Origin of the sequence: Actinacidiphila rubida (genome assembly GCF_900110255.1) — a bacterium.
Taxonomy (GTDB): Bacteria; Actinomycetota; Actinomycetes; order Streptomycetales; family Streptomycetaceae; genus Actinacidiphila; species Actinacidiphila rubida.
Genome location: NZ_FODD01000006.1, coordinates 226627 through 243768 on the forward strand (window position 1 = coordinate 226627; position 17142 = coordinate 243768).

A 17142-nucleotide genomic window follows, 5' to 3' on the forward strand; every position below is an offset into this window, starting at 1 on the left:
CCCGGGCTCCCCTCCCTGCCGGGAGTCCGGGCACCGCACACTACGTCCGGTCGCCACCCTCCACCACCTGCCGGCACGCCGCCGCGTAGGCCCGCACCAGCGGCCCGGCCGCGTCCCGCCGCCAGGCCAGCGCGAACCGGCTCGGGCTGATGCCCCGCACCGGGCGCGTGACGACACCGCCCAGGCTCACCAGCGGCGCGTTGCCCGCGGCGAGCAGCACCACGCCCAGGCCCGCGGTCAGCGCCTCGTACGTCTCCTCGGTGCTCGCCACCTCCGCGCCGATCCGCGGCGGGCGCCCGCCGCGGGCGTCCAGCGCCAGCCAGTAGTCCCGCAGCGGGCCCGCGGCGGCCGGCAGCGCCAGGAACGGCTCGGCGGCCAGCTCGGCGAAGTCGACGGCGTCCCGGCCGGCCAGCGGGTGCCGCTCGGGCAGCGCCACCAGCCGCGGCTCCTCGGCGACCACCAGGTGCGCGTAGCGGTCCTCGCCGGGCAGCGGCAGCCAGACGAACGCCACGTCGCTCGTGCCGTCCGCCAGACCCGCCGACGGGTCCTCCCAGCCGACCTGCCGCAGCCGCAGCACCGCCTCCGGGCAGGCCGCGGTGAAGCGGGAGCGGACCGCGGGCAGCAGGCCGCCGCGCCCCGGGCTGGTGCTCATCCCCACCACGAGCGTGCTGCGCTGCGCGGCCTTCGCCTCCTCGACCGCCCCCCGCGCCGCGTCCCACGCCTCCAGCACCCGCCGCGCGTGCGGCAGCAGCGCCGTCCCCGCCGCCGTCAGCGCCACACCGTGGCGGTCCCTGACGAACAGCGGCGTGCCCAACTGCCGTTCCAGGGCCCGGATCTGCTTGCTCAGCGCGGGCTGCGACACGTACAGCCGCTCGGCCGCCCTGGTGAAGTGCAGCTCCTCGGCGACGACCGTGAAGTACCGCAGGTCCCGCCCGTGAACGTCCATGACCATCGGCTATCACGACAGGTCTTGGACGGGCAACCGGGACCGGCGCGAGGCTGGAGGCACCGCGGGCGGGAAGCCCGCACAAGTCCGCACCACTGTCGCGAGCGGGATGAACGGGAGACGTCATGAACAAGGTCTGGCTGGTCACCGGAGCCAACAGCGGCTTCGGCCGGGCGATCACCGAGGCCGCGGTGGCCGCGGGCGACATCGTGGTCGCGGCCGCCCGCCGGGCCGGCACGCTCGACGACCTGGTGGCCGCGCACCCCGACCAGGTGGAGGCACTGCGGCTGGACGTCACCGACGCGGCCCGCATCGACGAGGCGGTGAGCGACGTCGTCGCCCGCCACGGGCGGATCGACGTGCTGGTCAACAACGCGGGCCGCAGCCACGTCGGGGCGTTCGAGGAGACCACCGACGAGGAGCTGCGGGCGCTGTTCGACGTGCACGTCTTCGGGCCCGCGGCCCTGGTGCGGGCGGTGCTGCCGCACATGCGGGAGCGCAGGTCCGGCGCGATCGTGCAGATGAGCAGCATGGGCGGGCGGATGTCCTTCGCCGGGTTCTCGGCGTACTCCGGCACCAAGTTCGCCCTGGAGGGCATGACCGAGGCGCTGGCGGACGAGGTGGGGCCGCTGGGCATCAGGACGCTGATCGTCGAGCCGGGCGCGTTCCGGACGTCGCTGATGGACAACGTCACCACCAGCCCCGGCGAGCTGCCGGACTACGCGGACACGGTCGGCGCCACCCGGAAGATGGCGGCCGCGGGCAGCGGGGCCGTCGCCGGCGACCCGGCCAGGGCCGCGGCCGTCATCCTCGCCGCACTCGACGCGGAGGACGCCCCACTGCACCTCCCCCTCGGCCCCGACGGCGTCGCGGCGGTCTCCACCGCGCTGACCCGGGTCCAGGACGGCATCGAGGCCTGGCGCGACCGGGCCACCGCCACGTCCTTCCCCGCCTAGCGCGACCGACGGCGGCGGCAGGTCCGCGGTGGGCGCGCGGGAACGGGCGCCCACCGCAACCGGCTTGTCCCGGCCGGACGCCCCCGTGGATCATCGACCCATGCCCACCTTCAGCGCGCCCGACGGCACCGTCCTCTCCTACCGCACCGCGGGAGGAGAAGGCGGCGCCCCGCTCGTCTGCCTGCCCGGGGGGCCGATGCGCGCGTCGGCCTACCTGGGCGACCTCGGCGGCCTGGCCGCGCACCGCCGGCTCGTCCTGCTGGACCTGCGCGGCACCGGCGGCTCCGCGGTCCCCGAGGACAGGGCGACGTACCGCGTCGACCGGCAGGTGCCGGACGTCGAGGCGCTGCGCGTCCACCTGGGCCTGGACCGCATGGACCTGCTCGCCCACTCGGCGGCGGGCGACCTGGCCCTCGGATACGCGGCCGCGCACCCCGGGCGCGTCCGCTCGCTGACCCTGGTGACCGCCCGCGGCCGTGTCCTGGGCGTCGAGTTCACCCCGGACCACCGCCGGGAGGCCGCCTCCCTGCGGGCGGGCGAGCCCTGGTACCCGGCCGCCGCGAACGCCTTCGAGAAGGTGCTGGCCGGCACCGCGACCGACGCCGACTGGGACGCGGTGGCACCGCTCTTCTACGGCCGCTGGGACGCCGCCGCGCAGGCGCACAGCGCCGCCGACGTCGAGCAGTCCAACGAGGAGGCCGGCGAACGGTACGCCGCGGCCGGCGCGTTCGACCCGTCGGCCGCCCGTGCGGCGATCTCCGCCCTGACCGCGCCGGTGCTGCTCTACGCGGGCGAACTCGACGGCGGGCCGCGCCCGCGGGTGGCCGCGGCGATGGCCGCGATGATCCCGGGCGCCCGCCTCGTCGTCCAGCCCGGCGGCGGCCACTTCCCCTGGCTCGACGACCCGGCCCACTTCACCCGGACCGTCGCGGCCTTCCTCGACGAGGCGGAACCGGCCTGACCAGCCCGGTTACGGCCCCGGGGGCCCTGAGGACCTGCCCGCCGCACCCCGCCTGTCCCGCGGGGCCCGGCACGCCCCCGGCGCGAGCACGAGACACCGCGGGCCCCGCCCGCGAGGGGCGGACGGCGGCATGTGCCGGGCGGGCCTAGCCGCGGCCGCGGGGCTTTCCGCGGCGGGGGGAGCGGGCGGAGGGCGCGGCGGCGCGCTTGGCCGGTTTCGCGCCGGACTTCCCGGACCCGCCCGCCTTCGCCGAACCGGCGGACTTCGCGGACTTCGCGGACTTCGCGGACTTCGCCCCCTTGGCAGGCTTGGCGGGCTTGGCGGGCGTGCCCGCCTTGGCGTCGCCCGCCGGGCCGGGCCTGCCCTGGGCCTGCTGGGCGGCGCGGCCGCGGGTGCTGTTGGGGGTGCGGCCGCGGACGATGCCGATGAAGTCGTCGACGAGGTCGGTGGTGGCGTCCTCCGGCCAGGACAGGGCGACGCCGGACTGCGGCGCGTCCGACACCGTCCGGTACGTCAGGTCCCTGCGGTGGTGGAGGCGGGCCAGCGACTGCGGGACGAACAGCAGGCCGACACCGGCCGCGACCAGCTCGATCGCGTCCGCGGTCGTGGCCGGGCGCTCGAACGCCGGCCGGCCGGGCGGCGCCGCGCCGCCCCAGTCGAGGGCGTCGTCCAGCGGGTGCTGCACGATCTCGTCGGCGAGGTCGGCGAGCGTCACGTCCTCCGCGGCCGCCACGTAGTGGTCCTTCGGGACCACCACCACGGTCGTCTCGGTGTAGAGCGGGATCGCGCTGAGCTCGGTGCGGTCGACGGGCAGCCGGACCAGGCCGGCGTCGGCGCCGCGTTCCCGCAGCACGTCCTCCGCCTCCCCGGCGGTCACCGCGACGAGGGCGAGCGGCACGTCGGGCCGCCGCTCGTTCCAGATCCGCACCCACTTGCCCGGCGTCACGCCGGGGACGTAGGCGAGCCGGAACGCTGGGGTCTTAGCCGGGCCTGTCACCCCGCAAGGCTATCGGTGCCGGTCAGCAGGGGCACGCGCGCGCTTTACCCTTGACGGCATGACGTCGCAGAAGACCGCCCAGACGATGAAGCCCGCGACCGCGGCCAAGAAGCTGGGTGTGTACCTCCAGGCCACCCCCGCCGAGTTCCAGGAGGGCACGGTCTCACGCGCCGAGCTGAACGCCCTGCAGGCCGACCCTCCGCAGTGGCTGCAGGACCTGCGGCGCGACGGCCCGCACCCGCGGCCGGTCGTCGCCTCGCGGCTCGGCGTGTCCATCGCGGGGCTGGCCCGCGGCGGGGTGACCGAGGCGCTCACCACCCGGCAGATCGAGGACCTCCGGCAGGAGAACCCCGACTGGCTGGAGCGCGAGCGCGCCACCCAGGCCGAGGTCCGCAAGGAGACCGCCCGCATCAAGCAGAAGCACGCGGAGCGCAGCGGCGACGACGCCGACGGCACCGGGCGCTGACCCCCCGGCGCCCCGGCCCGCGCGGCCCTCACACGAAGGGCAGGGCCCCCGCCCGGCGTCGCCGCCGGGCGGGGGCCCTCGTCGTGCGAGCGGTGTGATCAGCCGTCGTTCTCGGACGACGGGACGTACGCGCCGGGAACGTCGTTCGGCGCGAGGATCTTGCTGTCACCCGGGTACGGGGTGGACCAGTTGTGGCTGTCGTACCAGGTGTAGCGGTTCATCTGCTCGGGGTTGGCGAAGTCGGGCACGGCCTTGTCGCCGGTCAGCCGCTGGTGCGACTTCCAGGCGGTCCACTGGGCCGCGACGGACTTCTCGGCCGCCGGGACGACCGCCGAGGTCGGCGCGGGAGCCGCGGCCGGGTCCTGCGCCGCCGGGGTGTCGACACCGCAGGTCGGCGCCGGGGAGACACCCAGCGTCAGCGAGGTCTTGTTCGGCACCGCGGTGAACGGCGTGTAGTCCGGCTTGCTCTGGAACGCGCCGTACATGGGCGTCGCCGCGCTGTCGCGCTGGTTCATCGGCTGGATGCCGAGAATCTGCTCGATGGTGCGCATCATCGTGATCTGCGAGTAGTAGTGGCTGTCGACCGTGCCGTGCTGCGCGTACGGGCTGATGATCTGGATCGGCGCACGGTGGCCGTCGACGTGGTCGAGGCCCGCCTGGGAATCGTCCTCGACGACGAAGATCGCCGAGTCCTTCCAGTACTTGCTGTGCGTGATCGTGTCGATCGTCCGGCCGACCGCGAGGTCGTTGTCCGCGACCTGGGCGGCCGAGTTGGCCGGACCGCCGGTGTGGTCGTTGGAGTACCAGAACATGTTCAGGTTGGCAGGACCGTTCTTCTCGAAGTCCTGCTGCCAGACCTGCTCCTTGTACACGTCCGGCACGCTGGTGTCGAACAGCGGGAAGCCGGGCACCGAGACCTTGTTCAGCGACGGGATCGCCGAACCGGTCTGGATCGGGTACTGGGTCTGCGAGCCGGTGGTCTGCATGGTCTTGGCGTCGCAGTACAGGTTCTGCCACGTCGCGCCGGCCGGCTTGGTCTCCAGCGACTGGAACTCGCCGTAGTCCTTGACGGACTGGCCGGCCGCCTCGGCACCGGTCCAGATGAAGCCGGTCTTCTGGTGGCCGAGGACGTCGTTCTCGGTGTCGTAGCTGCGGGTGTACTCACCCGCGGAGGACTCGGTGTACTCCGGGTTGTCCGACTGGGTCAGCCAGTTGTGGCCCTCGGCGGAGTTCGTGCCGACGTCGTAGAAGTTGTCGTACAGGCCGAACTGCGAGGCCAGCGCGTGCTGGTTCGGCGTCACGTTCGCGCCGAACTGCGTCACGGACGGGTCGCCGTTGCCCTGCGGCATGTCACCGAAGACCTGGTCGTAGGTCCGGTTCTCCTTGACCAGCAGGAAGACGTGCTTGATCGTCGACGGGTCGCCGATCCGCTTCGGGACCGGCACGGCCTTGGCCTTGCTGCCGTGGGCCACCTTGACGTCGTTGTTGGTCCAGCCGTTCTGCTGGAACACCTTGGACGTGTAGGAGCGGATCACCTTGTCGCTGGGCAGCGTGAACTGCGTCAGGCTCGACGTGGTGTCGTGGGTGCCGTGACCGGCCGCGGTGGTGGGCCGGCGGGCGTCGATGCCACGGGTGTTGGAGACGACGACCTGCTTGCCGACCGTGGTGATCTCGGCCGGGAAGTAGTCGGTCGGCAGCAGGCCGACGTACGACGCCGGCTCGTGCGCGTCGGTGTACTTGTACACCGCGACCGCGTTGGCGCGGCCCAGCGTCACCAGCAGGTGGCCGTCGTCGGTGAGCGTCACGGCGTTCGGCTCGTAGCCGACCGACGCCTCGGGCCACGGCTGGGTGGCGATGGTCTGCACGACCTTGTCGCGGTCGGTGCTGATCACCGAGACGTTGTTGTCCGCGGTGTTGGTGACGAACACCGTGCCGTTCTTGGCGTACACGGCCGTCGGGTGCAGGCCGACGTCGATGGTGCCGACGGCGGCGGACGCGTCCGCGGTGTTGATGACGCTGACCGTGCCGGTGGTGGAGGCACCGGTCTCCGGGTTGGCCGGCACGTTGGTGCCGTAGGAGTTGATGGTGGTCTCGCCCGGCTTCGCCGGACGGCCGCCCTCGTTGCTGACGTAGAGCTTGCTGCCGACCAGGACGATGCCGCGCGGCGCGGTGCCGGTGGTCCAGGTCTGCTTGACGGTGCCGGTCGCCGCGTCGATGGCCACGACCTTGTTCTGGCCGTTGACCGCCGCGTACACGGTCGAGCCGTCGGCGGAGAACACCGCGGCGCCGACCAGGGCGTGCGCGGCACCCACCGCGGGGATGGAGACGGCGACCGGGTTGGCGAGGGTGCCGTCCGCGTTCACGGTGAACTTGGTGTAGCCGTCGCTCTGGCCCAGCCACAGCTGCTTGCCGTCGGGCGAGTACGTCGGGCCTTCCTGGCCGACCGACGCGCTCGAGATCCTCAGCGTGTCCGCGGCGTTGGTGCCGACCTTCTGCTTCACCTGGCCGGTCTTGAGGTCCATGATGACCAGCGCGGCGTCACCGTCGGTGACCGCGGCCGCCAGGGTGCTGCCGTCCGGGCTCACGGTCGACGACATGATCTTGCCGTCGTTGATGACCGTGCGGGCGCCGTACGGGTCGATGTACTGGTCGTCCGCGACGACCTGACCCTTGGACGTGACCTGCCCGACCTGCTGGGTGCCGAACTGCTGCGTGGAGGCGACGGCGGTGCCCGTGACGCCGAGGGCGACCGTGATGCACGCCGTGACCAGAGCCGTCCGGCGGCCGACACGTCGACCGAGAAGGGTGATCTGCTCCTTCTCAGTGCTGCGACGCTGCCGTATTACCTGCATTGTTATTCCCTTCAGGTGGTGGACAGCAGCTCGACGTTGCCGTCGAACTGCCACAACGGGTTCGGTGCGTCGCCCTGTTGGGTGCGCACCAGGAAGTAGCCGTTTACTTCCTTCGGTCCGTCGCCGTCGGCGACGTACCGCCCGTCCGCAGTGATGTCGAGCTGGTAGATGGCCTGGCCGGTGACCTGCACACCGGGCACGTGCCAGGACACGACGCAGCGCCAGTCGTTGCCGGCGCCCTCGTCGGGCACGTCGTCGTCGCCCTTGTTGCACGCCGCCGAGACCCGCAGCTGGGCCTCCGTCACGGCGGGGCGGTGGAGTTCGGCGGTCTGCATGCGGTACAGGTGCGCGAACTCGACGGCCAGTGATCTCTGCACCTTCGCCTGGCTGATCCCCGACCCCATGGACGGGGTGGAGACGCCGACGAGGGCGATCGTGACGCCGACCAGAGCGGCCAGCGGGAGGAACCCGACGGCGAACGCGCGCCGTCCGGAGGTGTCGGTGGTCAGGTTGGTGAAGTCCCGCCGCAGGAACAGCAGATACGCCAGGGCCGTGGCGAGTACCGCCCACACCAGGCTGATGGCGATGCCGATGAGCAGCGGGGTGACCTGCTGCGGGCTGGTGAAGAGGCCGTTCCAGGCGATGAACGCGTAGCCGGGCAGCGCGACCCGGACCGCCACCGGCAGCGGCAGCATCTGTGCGAGCTGCATGGCGAGCGCGGCCAGTGCCGGCAGCAGCAGCCCCATCGGCGAACGGCCCAGCGCGACCGAGCCGATCAGGCCGATCCCGGCGAGCGCGAGCGTGGGCGCGATGACGCAGGCCCAGGCGAGGAAGACCTGCCCGGCCGCGTCGGAGGGCGCCAGCAGGTGCCCGTCGAGCCCGACCAGCGGGTGGTCGCCCACTGCCAGCAGGCCGCCGACCACACCGGAGACGGCGATCCCGGCCACCATCAGCAGGATCACCGTGAGGCTGGCGAGCGCCTTGGAGGCGAAGATCCGGCGCGGCGAGCGCACCGCCACCAGCAGGTGGCGCCACGTCCCCAGGCGGTCCTCCGACGCGAACACGTCGCCGGCCACGACCGAGGTCAGCAGCGGCAGCGCCCACGTCCCGGCGAAGCCGAGGATCACCAGCGGCCCGGCCCACCCGGTGGCGTGCATCCAGCGGCCGAAGAGGGTGTCGCTGGGCAGCGTGCTCTGCTGGCTGACGCCGGCGACGAACAGCGCCGGCGCGACCCAGCAGGCCAGCAGCAGCAGGCGGATCCGCCACTGCGAGACCAGCTTGACCAGTTCGAAACGGTAGCCGCGGGCCACCGAGACGGGGTGGACGCGGCGGACTCCCCCGTTGACAACGTTGTCTTCCTCCGGCATCGCGGTTGCGGTGGCGGTCATCGCACGGCCTCCTGCTTGTCGCCTTCCGCGGGATCGCCCGCATTCCGTTCCGCGTGCGCGGGGCGTTCCGCGTGCGCGGGGCGTTCCGCATGCGCGAGGCTTTCCGCGTGCGCGGGTTCGCCCGAGTGGGCGGGCGCATTCGCGTGCGCGGGGCTTTCCGCGTCCGCGGGGTCGCGGTCGGCCGCGGGCTCGGAGGTAGCCGCGAACTCGACGTCGGACGTTGAGGTTTCGGGTGCACCCGTGGTGTCGGGTGCGCCCGTGGTCGCGGGGTTGTGACCGGCCGACGCCGCGGACTCCTCCGCGGGCGCGGGCTCACGGTCGGCCGACACTGCGGGCTCGGCCGCAGCCGCGGACTCCTCCGCGGGCGCGGTGTTGGCCGCAGCCGCAGGCTCACGGTCCGCCGACACCGCGGGCTCGGCCGGCGCCGCGGGGTCGCGGTCGGGTTCCGCGTGCGCGGGGGCGTCGGGTTGCTCGGCCGGGGGGTCGGTGAGGGCGAGGAACGCGGCCTCCAGCGGCGAGACGACGGGCGCGAGTTCACGCACCGCGATGCCGTCGCGGACCAGCCGGGAGACGAGTGCGTCGAGCGACGGCACCAGCGCGCGGACGACGACCGCTTCGGAGCCGCGCCACTCGACGGACTCCTCGACGATCCGGACCCCGTCCGCCGCCCGGGCCAGCGCCAGCGCCGCCTTCGGGTCGGAGGTGAGCAGCCGGTACTCCAGCTCGCGGTTCTCGGCGGCCAGCTTGCTCAGCGGGCCGGAGAACACGATCCGCCCGGTGGACAGGATGGTGACCTCGGAGCACAGCGCCTCCAGGTCGTCCATCCGGTGGCTGGAGAGCACCACGCCGGTGCCCTCGGAGGCGAGCCGGGTGAGGACGCCGTGCACGTGCTTCTTGCCCGCCGGGTCCAGGCCGTTGGCCGGCTCGTCCAGCACCAGCAGGCGCGGCCGGGTGATCAGGGCCGCGGCCAGGCCGAGGCGCTGCCGCATGCCCAGCGAGAAGCCGCGGGCGCGGTCGTCGGCGACATCGGTGAGGCCGACCTCGGCCAGCGCCGCGTCGATGCCGGCGTCCTTGCGGTCGCGGCCGCGCAGCGCGGCGAGCGCGGCGAGGTTCTGCCGTGCGGTGAGCGAGGGGTAGAGACCCGGCCCGTCCACGAACCCGGCCACCCCGTCCGGTGCGGCCAGTGCGCGGCCGACCGGCGCGCCCAGGATCTCCAGCGTGCCGCCGTCGGCCACCGCGAGCCCCAGCAGCAGCCCGAGCAGGGTGGTCTTCCCCGCTCCGTTCGGCCCGACCAGCCCGTGGATCTGGCCCTGCGCCACGTCCAGGTCGATCCCGTCGAGCGCCACGACCTCCCCGAAGCACTTGGTGATCCCTCGCGCCCGGACGGCCGGGACGGCCTTCTTGGTGTCCATCGGTCCCTCCCTTCACAACCTCAAGGGACACTAGGCAGGTCAGAAAGCGGCTGCCCGGACCATGGGTTGAACGGTTGGCGAACGACAGGCGACGGAGCTGCCGCACTCAAGTCCCCATTTGGCAACGGAAGTTGCGCGGAGAGTCGCGACGTGGTCACATCCCGCTAGGGTCGCGGCGGCGTGTTGGGATGCTTCTTCCGATGCGCACCCGGGTGCCCGTTGTGCGGTCGTTCGGGCCCCCTCATCCGGTCCGGCCGGACGGTTCGGTGAGGGTTCGGTGCGGGCTTCGGGTGCCCCTCCGCGGGACCCGCCGCGGCCGTCCGGCGGTGTGCGACCAGGCGCTCGCCCGACCGGGGATCCGGGTAGATCCCTCCTCGGGCGGGCGGGGGATCGTCAGGACAGCTGGAAGTGCCAGATGATCTCCACCGGGATGCCGGAGTTGGCCACTCGGGCGGCCTCGGGAACGAGGTCGCCCAGCGACCACGGCCACACCTCCCACGGGCCCGGGTCGGCCGGCCGCGGCGTCGGAACGCCGGCCCGCACCTCGGGGCCGCCCCGCCCGTCCGGCTCGCCCTCGGCACGCGGCGCGGGCGGCGGTGCCGCCGGCGGCTCCTCGCAGCGTCGCACCTGGAGCCCGACGGCGAGCGCGGCCCGCAGGTAGTCGCCGGTCGGGTGGGCGTAGCTGGCGATCCGCCCGGGCGTGCCGTCCGGCAGCCGCAGCCTCGGCAGCGATCCGCGCATGACGGCCTCGGCGTGCAGGTCGGAGGTGACCAGGTGCCCGCCGGGTCGCAGGACGCGCGCGAACTCCGCGAACACCGGCCGCAGATCCGGCAGGTGCGACAGCGCGAGCGCGCAGACCACCACGTCCACCGCGTCGTCCGCCAGGGGCAGCCGCGTCAGCTCGCCGAGGCGGAACTCCCCCTCGGGCACGCGCTCCTGGGCCCTGGCGAGCATGTCGGCCGAGCCGTCGACGCCGGTCACGCGGTGGCCGCGGTCCGCCAGCAGGGCGGCCATGCGGCCGGTGCCGCACGCCGCGTCCAGGGCCGGGCCGGGTGGCAGGCCGTCGAGGATCTCGCAGATCAGCGGCGTGTCCGCGTCGAACGCCGTGTTCGGCCCGTCGTACGTCTCCGACCAGACGCGGTAACCGTCCACGGGACTCAGCGACTCGACGTCGATCCCGTCGGCCAGCCGCGCGTACTCCGCGCCACCCACGAGCGAGCGGATCTCGTCGAGCCGCGCGTCGACGTAGGCGCGGTCGTAGGTCCCGGTGAACGACCGGATGAGCGCGAGCCCTTCGAGGCCCAGGACGTACGCCAGCGGATTCTCGTAAGCCACGGCCCGCGAGGCTAGCCACCGCCGGGCCCGGACGCGATCGAATTACCGTCCCGGGCGCGGTGTTCGGCGACGTCCGGGCGTCAGCGTCCCGCGTTCAGGACGGTCCGGAGCCGGGCGATGCCCGCGCGCCAGGCAGGGCCGTCCGGGCTGTCGTCCCACAGGTCGGCCGGCTCGGACTCCTCGGCCACCACCCGGTCGAGCGCGCGGACGGCCAGGACCCGCAGGTCGGCGGCGAGGAGCGGAAGCGGCTCGTCCGGGCCGTAGGCGGGGCTGACCGGTTCTCCGCCGGGGCACTGGGCGGCGAGGAGCGCCGCCGCGGCGACCGCCTCGTCGCCGTCCGGGCCCTCGAGGTAGTCCAGGGTCAGGACGGCCCGGGTGAGGGCGGCCCGGACGAGCGCCTCGCGTGCGTGCTCGGGTGCGTCGTCCAGATCGTTGGCGAAGTCCGCGGCCGCGTCGTTCTCGAAGGGACCGGTGTCCCAGGTGCCCATGGCGCCCTCCTCGGGCTTCGACTCGCCCGTGATCCTGGCACGGGCCTCTGACAACGACCCCTGGCGGCCCGTGGGTTGGGGGCGGGCTACGCGCCGGGGGCCGCGGCCGGCGCGATGCGCTTCTCGAACCAGTGGTGGGCGTAGGGCTCGTCGTTGAAGGGCGGGACCTCCTGGAAGCCGGAGGAGTGGTAAAGGCCGATCGCCGGGCTGAGTGCCTTGTTGGTGTCCAGGCGCAGGAGGTCGCGGCCCTCCTCGGCGGCCCTGGCCTCCAGTTCGGCCAGGAAGCGGCGGCCCAGGCCGAGCCGTCGGGCTCCGGGCGCGACCCACATGCGCTTGATCTCGGCGGGGGCGCCGGCCGGAAGCTTCAGCCCGGCGCAGCCGACGGCCTCGCCGTGCAGCCGTGCGACGAGGAACAGGCCGCGGGGCGGCCGGAGTTCACCCGCGTCGGGCAGCAGGCTCAGCGCCGGGTCGAAGCCGGTGTCGAACCGCTCCTGGAGCTCGGTGAAGTAGGACCGCAGGCACCACTGGGCGTCTGGGTGGTCGGGGTCGACGGGGTCCAGCACCACCATCGCCGCGGTCAGCAGCCGGTCCACCTCGGCCATCGCCGCGACCAGCCGGGTGCGCTGCGCGGGGTTGAGCGGTGCGAGCAGGGACCCGGCCAGCTCGTCGCTGCGAAGGTCGAGCAGTTCGCGCTCGGCCGCGCCGTCCGGTGTGAGCCGTACCGTCCGCACCCGCCGGTCCTGCGGCCGCGGTTCGACGGTCACGAGCCCGTCCGCCTCCAGCGCGCGCAGCAGCCGGCTGACGTACCCGGAGTCGAGCCCGAGTCGCTCGCGCAGCCGCCGGACGTCCTGACCCTCGGCGCTGATCTCCCAGAGCAGCCGCGCCTCCCCGATCGGCCGCTCGCGGCCCAGGTAGTGGTCGTGGAGCACGCCCACGCGGGCGGTGACGGTGCGGTTGAACCGCCGGACCTGGTCGATCTGCGCAGCATCCATTCTCTGACTCTAGTCAGAGAATGGTCTCGGAGGCCAGCTCGGGCCCCCGGAAACTGTCGGAGCGGCCTGCTAGCTTCCGCCCATGAACGCATCGCCCATGAACGCATCGGACGCGCTGCTGCACCGCATCGAGCAGGACCCGTCACTGGCCGCCGCGCTCGCCTGGCCGGGCGATTTCGACATCGAGCGGCGGGACCCCGTCGAGGACGTCGTGCTCCCCACGGGGATATCCCTGCACCCCATCGCCGGCTGTGGCGCCGGCGGCACCTACTTCCTGTGCGGGGACGCGGCGGACGCGGCGGACGGCCGGAGCGGAGTGGAGGGCGGGGGCGGCGCGCGCCCCGTGCTCTACGCGGACTCGGAGGGCCAGGCGACGCTCATCGGCGCGGACCTCGTGGAAGCCGTCACGCTCATCGTGGTGCTGCCCTTCTGGCGGGACCTGGCGAGCGGCTTCACGCCCGAGCAGGCGGGGGCCGAAGTCCGCGAGGACCACCCGGAGTTCGACGCCGAGCGCGACGCCCTGCTGGCGGCGCTCGGACTCGCGCCCGTCTCCGACGAGGTGGCCGCGGAGCGCCTCATGGCCGTCGCGGCGCGTACGTCGCCGGAGTACCTGCCCCGGGTGCCGGACGACGAGCACATGCCGTACGACCCGCTGTTCGGTGACGGCCCGGAGGGGTAGCCCGCCGCCCCGCCGGCTCCCCCAGGCCCGCACCCCGTCCCGCGCCCCCGCAGCCTGGCGGCCCCGCGCCCCCGAAGCCGTGCGGCCGAGCCGCGCTCTGCTCGCGCCCGCCCGTGCCGCCCCCGCGCGATCCTGCCGGTCCTCGCGGGAGGTCGCGGGAAGTTGCCGGAAGTCGCGGGGAACCCGTCGCCAACACGTCGGCCTGCAAGTAAGGTTAGGCTCAGTTATCCCTTCGATGGCCGGGGGCGTAGCCGTTCGCTCCCGGCCATCACTCCGCCACGCCCAGGCGCGCCTGCTCCTCCTCCACGATCCGGCGCGCCAGTTCGACGTCCGAGACGTCGACCGCGTCCGGGGTGGCCTCGGCCATGGCGCTGCGGCGCGCGTAGGCGTCGAACAGCCGGGTCTTGGCCTCCAGCATCGTCACCAGGCGTTCGTCCACGCCCCCGGTCGCCAGGAGGCGGTACACCCGCACCGGCCTGACCTGGCCCATGCGATGGGCCCGGGCCACCGCCTGGTGCTCGATCGTCGGTTTGATCTGGGGCTCGCAGAGGACGACGACGGACGCGGCCTGCAGGTTGAGGCCCACCCCCGCGGCCTGGATCTGCGCCAGGAGCACGGCGGGGCCCGCGACGCCGGCGAAGTCGTCGACGACCGCCTGCCGGCGGGCGGGCGGCACGCCACCGGTGAGCGGGCCGAACGTCGGCGCGCCCTCCGCCGCGCCCGCGGCGAGCGCGTCCCGCACCACGCCCAGCACGTCCTTGAAGTAGGAGAAGACCACGGTCTTCTGGCCGTTCTCGCCGGCCTCCCGGACGATCTCGCGGAGGCGGTCCAGCTTGGCCGACTCCGCGGGCCGCAGATACGCGGCCCTCCGCATGGCCATGAAGTTGCCCGCGCGGACCGCCTCGCGGTACGCCTGCTCATCGGACGCGCTCAACTCCTCCCATTCGTCGGTCCGCTGGAGGCTGGGGAGTTCGGTCAGCACGTCCACCTGGTTGCGTCGCAGGTAGACCGGGGCGACGGCGGCGCGGAAGGCCACGGAGCCGGCCAGGGCGTCGCCCTCCTCCAGGGCGTCCGCGATGTCGGGGTCCAGCATCCCGACGAGGTTGCGGAACTCCGCGACCCTGTTCTCCATCGGCGTTCCGGTCATGAACAGCGCGCGCTCGCAGTGCCCGGCCCACAGCGCCACCGCCTGCGACCGCTTGGCCTTCGGGTTCTTCACCGAGTGCGCCTCGTCGACGACGAGCAGCCCGACCTCTCCGCCGCCCGGCTCGGGGAATCCGCGCAACGCCTCGAAGGTCGTCACCGCGACCCCGCCGCGACCCTTCCAGTCGGCGAACGCGTCGTGCCGGTCGGGACCGTGGAGCACCATCACGCGCAGCGCGCTGCGGGCCTCGATCTCCCGGGTCCAGTTGACGAGGACGCTCGCGGGGCAGACCACCATGAAGTGGCTCTGGCCCTCGGCGGCCAGGTGGGCCAGCACGGCGATGGCCTCGACGGTCTTGCCGAGCCCCATCTCGTCGCCGAGTATCACCTTGCGCTGGGCGAGGACGAAGCGCGCGCCGAACGCCTGGTAGCCGCGCAGGGAGACCCGCAGGTGCGTGTCGTCGAGCTGCTGGGTCCGCACCCGCTCGGTGACGTCGTCCGGCAGGAAGCCCTCGGCGGCGGCCGTGTCGGGCTGCCGCCCGGAGATCTCGGCGAGCAGGCCGTAGTACTCGGTGGAGCGGCTCTCGAAGTCCACCCAGGCGGCGACGTCGGAGGCGGGGCCGCGCAACAGGTTCACCGAGGTCTGCGCGAGCAGTTCGGGCAGGCCCGCGCGGTCCGCCTCGTCCGCGAGCGCGCGGATCCCGGCGACCGCCGCGAGGGCGCGTGCCCGCTTGTGCCGGCCCGACAGGAGCATCCGGATCCGTCCGGCGGCGGGCCCGGCCTCGGCCAGCAGGGGGCCGAGCCCGTCCGACACCTCCGCGGCCCGGTCCACCGCGCGCCGGGCGTCCGGGCCGGCCTCCACCAGGAGGTGCAGGGCGATGACGAGCGCGGTGGAGCGCGGTTCGGGCCGGTCCACGTCGAGGTGGACGGCCGCCGTCTCGTGCACGGCCTCGGCCAGCCGGCGGGCCGCGGCGAGCATCTGGTCGACGGTGCGCTGCCCGACGCCGGGGATCTGCCGCAGCCGGTAGGGGCCCGCTTCGAGCACCCGGCCCACGGTGTCCAGCCCGCTCTTCTCGACGTTGCCCAACCGCAGGCGTCCCTCGGTGACGTCCTGCAGTCGCGCGACGGGGATGGCGTCGAGTGCCCGCCCGACCTCCGCGTCGTGCATCGGCTTCAGCGCCGCCCGCACCGCCTCGACCGCCGCGGCGTGGTCCCCGCGGACCGCCTGCGCCGCCGCGTGGAGCCGTCGCCCGCGCGCGATCGCCTGCCGCTCCGCCTGCCCCACGTTCTCCGCCCCTCTCGCCCGGACCCTCTCGCCCGGGCACGCTCGCCCGGACCTTCCCGCCCGGGCACGCTCGCCCGGACCTTCCCGCCCGGACACGCTCGCCCGGATCCCCTTGCCCGGACCCGCTCAGTAGCCTGGCATCGTCGGGATCGCCTTCTCCGCGAGTTCGACGAGCGCCTCGACCTTGGACACGTCGGCCGCGACCTCCTCGGCGGTGACCGCGGGCGTCTCGGACGAGCGGTACTCGACCTCGTTGCGCCGGGCGCGCATGCGGTTGAAGGGGCGCAGGACGGAGCCCAGAGGCGGGTCGAGTTGCGCCCGGACCGCCTCGTAGACGGCCACGTGCCCGCCCCGGCTCGTGGCCCGCAGGCCCTGGTTCTGCAGCACGGCCGCCAGCGCCCGGCGTGCGGCATCGTACGCGAGCGTGTACGCGCCCTCCGGGTCCGTGGCCATCAGCTGCCGCGCGGAGCCGACGTGGGTGCGCGACCGGACCAGCTCGCTCTCCGCGGCCTGCCGGGAGGCGGGGACGCGCTCGAGCCGGCCGCTGCCGAGCAGCGCGTCGATCGTCGTCCGCCCCTGATGCCACTGCGTCACTGCGCCTCCTGGCTCAACTCCAGCCGGACCAGCGGGCGTTCACGCACGCTGGTGAGGAACGGATCGTCCGTGGGCGCGGCCCACGCCTCAGCCGACACCCGATGGACCGTGACCTCGCGGTGCAGCTGCCGGGAGGCGTGCTCGGCGAGGTCGAAGAGCACGTCGGGATCGGACGCGCCCACCACCAGGACGTCGACGTCGGCCGGGGGCGGCCCCGCCTCGCCGTGGTATCGGGCGGCCCAGGAACCGTAGATGTACGCCTCCCGCACCCCGGCCAGGCCGGACAGCGCCTCCGTGAGCACGGGCACGGGCCCGAAGGACACGGACATGAGCTCGCTCAGCGGCCCGTACAGCGGGGTGTCCGTGCGCGCCGTCACGAGCCGGCTCCGCCCCACCCTCCGGTCGGCCAGGATCCCGGCGCCCACCAGCCGCTCGACCTCGCGCAGCACCGCCGTCGGCGTCACACCGAGATCACCCGCGAGCTCGGTGATGCCGTACTCCCGCTCCGGATGCAGGAGCACGAGCGCGAGCAGTTCACCCTGCGTGCGGGACCGCAGGATGGGCAGCAGACTCGGCGATACTTTCATTGGGCGCAGGATATCCTGCGCCCAATGAAAGTCACCATCGGTGCCGCTCCCCACACGAACA

Annotated in this window: 14 protein-coding genes and 1 pseudogene; 4 read left to right on the top strand and 11 right to left on the bottom strand. The window is 73.9% G+C overall.

Annotation, left to right across the window (positions count from 1 at the left end):
* Positions 1-40: 40 nt before the first annotated feature.
* Entirely contained in the window at positions 41-952 is a 912-nt protein-coding gene (locus BMW99_RS08350) for a LysR family transcriptional regulator (protein WP_075016517.1), read from the bottom strand.
* 119 nt (positions 953-1071) lie between these two features.
* On the opposite strand from BMW99_RS08350, the gene BMW99_RS08355 reads away from it, so the two are divergent.
* Together BMW99_RS08355 and BMW99_RS08360 are read left to right on the top strand one after the other, a co-directional pair.
* Entirely contained in the window at positions 1072-1902 is an 831-nt protein-coding gene (locus BMW99_RS08355; RefSeq protein WP_069463487.1) for an oxidoreductase, read from the top strand.
* 100 nt (positions 1903-2002) lie between these two features.
* Positions 2003-2863, top strand: coding sequence for an alpha/beta fold hydrolase (locus BMW99_RS08360; RefSeq protein ID WP_075016518.1), 861 nt, complete (start codon positions 2003-2005; stop codon positions 2861-2863).
* Between the two features lie 145 nt (positions 2864-3008).
* On the opposite strand, the gene BMW99_RS08365 is transcribed toward BMW99_RS08360, so the two are convergent.
* A complete protein-coding gene (locus BMW99_RS08365) occupies positions 3009-3860 on the bottom strand; it encodes a LysR family substrate-binding domain-containing protein (RefSeq protein ID WP_075016519.1) in 852 nt (283 codons plus the stop codon).
* Between the two features lie 58 nt (positions 3861-3918).
* On the opposite strand from BMW99_RS08365, the gene BMW99_RS08370 reads away from it, so the two are divergent.
* Entirely contained in the window at positions 3919-4326 is a 408-nt protein-coding gene (locus BMW99_RS08370; RefSeq protein WP_069464156.1) for a DUF5997 family protein, read from the top strand.
* Positions 4327-4424: 98 nt separating this feature from the next.
* On the opposite strand, the gene BMW99_RS08375 is transcribed toward BMW99_RS08370, so the two are convergent.
* The 6 genes and pseudogenes from BMW99_RS08375 to BMW99_RS08400 all read right to left on the bottom strand — a co-directional run bounded on the left by BMW99_RS08375 (position 4425) and on the right by BMW99_RS08400 (position 12793).
* Positions 4425-7178, bottom strand: coding sequence for a bifunctional YncE family protein/alkaline phosphatase family protein (locus BMW99_RS08375; protein ID WP_069464155.1), 2754 nt, complete (start codon positions 7176-7178; stop codon positions 4425-4427).
* A gap of 11 nt (positions 7179-7189) precedes the next feature.
* Positions 7190-8545 (bottom strand): ABC transporter permease, encoded by a 1356-nt coding sequence (locus BMW99_RS08380; protein WP_069464157.1) that lies wholly within the window; start codon positions 8543-8545, stop codon positions 7190-7192.
* Positions 8546-9033: 488 nt separating this feature from the next.
* Positions 9034-9978 (bottom strand): annotated as a pseudogene (locus BMW99_RS08385) (ABC transporter ATP-binding protein); the annotation flags it as partial.
* Positions 9979-10371: 393 nt separating this feature from the next.
* Positions 10372-11313: a class I SAM-dependent methyltransferase gene (locus BMW99_RS08390; protein ID WP_075016520.1), complete on the bottom strand. Its 942-nt coding sequence runs from the start codon at positions 11311-11313 to the stop codon at positions 10372-10374.
* 80 nt (positions 11314-11393) lie between these two features.
* Positions 11394-11801: a DUF4259 domain-containing protein gene (locus tag BMW99_RS08395; RefSeq protein ID WP_069462304.1), complete on the bottom strand. Its 408-nt coding sequence runs from the start codon at positions 11799-11801 to the stop codon at positions 11394-11396.
* Positions 11802-11887: 86 nt separating this feature from the next.
* Positions 11888-12793, bottom strand: coding sequence for a bifunctional helix-turn-helix transcriptional regulator/GNAT family N-acetyltransferase (locus BMW99_RS08400; protein WP_069462305.1), 906 nt, complete (start codon positions 12791-12793; stop codon positions 11888-11890).
* A gap of 82 nt (positions 12794-12875) precedes the next feature.
* Between BMW99_RS08400 and BMW99_RS08405 the strand changes: the two genes are divergently transcribed.
* Positions 12876-13472 (top strand): hypothetical protein, encoded by a 597-nt coding sequence (locus BMW99_RS08405; RefSeq protein ID WP_143080521.1) that lies wholly within the window; start codon positions 12876-12878, stop codon positions 13470-13472.
* A 268-nt stretch (positions 13473-13740) separates the two neighbouring features.
* Here BMW99_RS08405 and BMW99_RS08410 read toward each other — a convergent pair whose 3' ends face one another.
* The 3 genes from BMW99_RS08410 to BMW99_RS08420 all read right to left on the bottom strand — a co-directional run bounded on the left by BMW99_RS08410 (position 13741) and on the right by BMW99_RS08420 (position 17081).
* Complete coding sequence (locus tag BMW99_RS08410; protein WP_177226064.1) at positions 13741-15900, bottom strand: DEAD/DEAH box helicase; 2160 nt, start codon at positions 15898-15900, stop codon at positions 13741-13743.
* Between the two features lie 126 nt (positions 15901-16026).
* Entirely contained in the window at positions 16027-16494 is a 468-nt protein-coding gene (locus BMW99_RS08415; RefSeq protein WP_069463543.1) for a hypothetical protein, read from the bottom strand.
* Positions 16491-17081 carry an ArsR family transcriptional regulator gene (locus BMW99_RS08420; protein WP_069463544.1) on the bottom strand — a complete coding sequence of 197 codons (591 nt, stop codon included), beginning with the start codon at positions 17079-17081 and terminating at the stop codon, positions 16491-16493. The genes BMW99_RS08415 and BMW99_RS08420 overlap by 4 nt, the downstream gene beginning before the upstream one ends.
* Positions 17082-17142: the final 61 nt, after the last annotated feature.